At 64.6% G+C, this 1,815-nt stretch carries 2 protein-coding genes; both read left to right on the top strand.

Annotation, left to right across the window (positions count from 1 at the left end; genetic code table 11):
- A partial coding sequence (locus tag WBV89_RS17815) for an SDR family oxidoreductase (RefSeq protein WP_423982675.1) occupies positions 1-600 on the top strand: 600 nt, incomplete at its 5' end.
- Between the two features lie 73 nt (positions 601-673).
- Positions 674-1,801: an epoxide hydrolase family protein gene (locus WBV89_RS17810; RefSeq protein ID WP_423982674.1), complete on the top strand. Its 1,128-nt coding sequence runs from the start codon at positions 674-676 to the stop codon at positions 1,799-1,801.
- Positions 1,802-1,815 lie beyond the last annotated feature (14 nt).

The following is a 1,815-nucleotide window of genomic DNA, read 5'->3' as shown; positions in this document are numbered from 1 at the left end:
CTGCAGTTCGCCGTCAACCACCTCGGCCACTTCGCGCTCGCCACCGGACTCCACGACGCCCTCGCCGAGGCGGACGGCGCCCGAGTCGTCTCGGTCGCGTCGAGTGGTCACGGCAACGCCGACATCGACTTCGACGACCTCTTCTTCGACCGACGCACCTACGACCCCGGTATCGCATACGGCCAGTCCAAAACCGCCCAAATCCTCTTCGCCGTCGAAGCCGATCGGCGATGGGCCAGCGACGGGATCCGTGCGAACGCGCTCATGCCCGGAGGAATCTGGACCAACCTGCAGCGCCACTGGGACCGCGACACGCTGGCCGACATGAAAGCACAGATGGCCGCCCAGGAGAACAGCATCATGAAGACACCCGAGCAGGTTGCAGCCACGTCCGTCCTGCTCGCAGCCTCACCACTGCTCGACGGGATCGGCGGCCGATACTTCGACGACTGCAACCAAGCACCGATCGTCCACGACATCATCGACGGCCTCCACGGAGTCCGCGCCTACGCCCTCGACCAGACACGAGCCCGACAACTCTGGGTGAAGTCCAGCGACCTGCTCGAGAGCGTCGGATCGTGGCCTCGCACCATCGGATGACGCCGCGTGACCTGGTCGCCGATGCTGAGTCATCGTCGAGGCTCATGATCGAGATTGCGTAGGGTTCGGGCGGATGGCTGCTGAACCGGTGCGTCTCGTCGAAGTAGCGGGCGCCGACGTCGAGGATCTGCGACGGCGAGTGGCTGGAACTCGTTGGTCGCCGGACTGGCCGACGGCGGGCTGGTCGGCGGGTACTGATCCGGTCGAGCTTCGTCGGTTGGCCGAGTATTGGGCGGACGGTTTCGACTGGTGGGCCGCTCAAAGGTCGCTGGACGAGTTGCCTGCATTCGGTGCCGAGGTCCAGGGAACGACGATCCGCTATCTGCGTTTCGACGCGGAATCGCCCGGTGCTGTCGGACTGGTACTCACGAACGGGTGGCCGAGCACGGCGTTGGAACTCGTGGAGCTGGCCCGCCGACTGGCGCGACCTTCCGACTTCGGCTGTGCCCGAGACGCATTCAACGTGATCGTGCCGGCACTCCCGGGATTCCCCTTCTCGCCGCAACGGCCGAGCCACCACGAACAGACCCACGAGGTGTGGCACGCACTGATGACCGATGTGTTGGGATTCGAACGGTACGGAGCGCACGGTGGAGACCTTGGCGCAGGAATCACGTCGCGCTTGGGTCAAGAGCATCCAGAGTCGGTGATCGGAATCCATCTGATGGCGGTTGCGTCGCCGCGAGAGTACGACGCATCGAGACTCATCGTCGACGAGCAGGCGTACCTGGACTCGGCAGCAGCGTGGAACGCAGCCGAAGGCTCTTATCAACATCAACAGCAGACCCGACCGTTGTCGCTGGCGCCTGGCCTGTCCGATTCGCCGATCGGATTGTTGGCGTGGATCGTGGAGAAGTATCGGGCGTGGAGCGACTGCGGTGGTGTCCTGTCGAACCGCTTCAGCGACGACTTCGTGCTGACCCAGGCCTCGCTGTACTGGTTCACCAACTCGATCTCGACGTCGCTGCGGCCCTACTGGGAACACGCCAACGGTTTGACGACGCCGGTGACACGCGTGGCGGTCCCGACCGCTGTGGCCGTGTTCCCACATGACTTGGCGCAACCGCCTCGCAGCTGGGCTGAACGCATCTACAACGTCACCCGCTACACGGTGATGCCTCGCGGCGGGCACTTCGCTCCACACGAGGAACCCGATCTTCTCGCGGCGGACATCGCCGAGTTCTTCACATCGTTGCGCTGAGCTCGGCATCGGAG

Source organism: Ilumatobacter sp. (assembly GCF_049588435.1).
Lineage (GTDB): Bacteria > Actinomycetota > Acidimicrobiia > Acidimicrobiales > Ilumatobacteraceae > Ilumatobacter_A.
The sequence above is the reverse complement of the archived record's forward strand: the minus strand, read 5'-3'. Positions and strand labels throughout refer to the sequence as shown.

Bases quoted from the DNA above. Each gene is read 5' to 3' on its own strand.
- WBV89_RS17810 (WP_423982674.1), top strand. From the start codon at position 674: ATGGCTGCTGAACCGGTGCGTCTCGTCGAAGTAGCGGGCGCCGACGTC.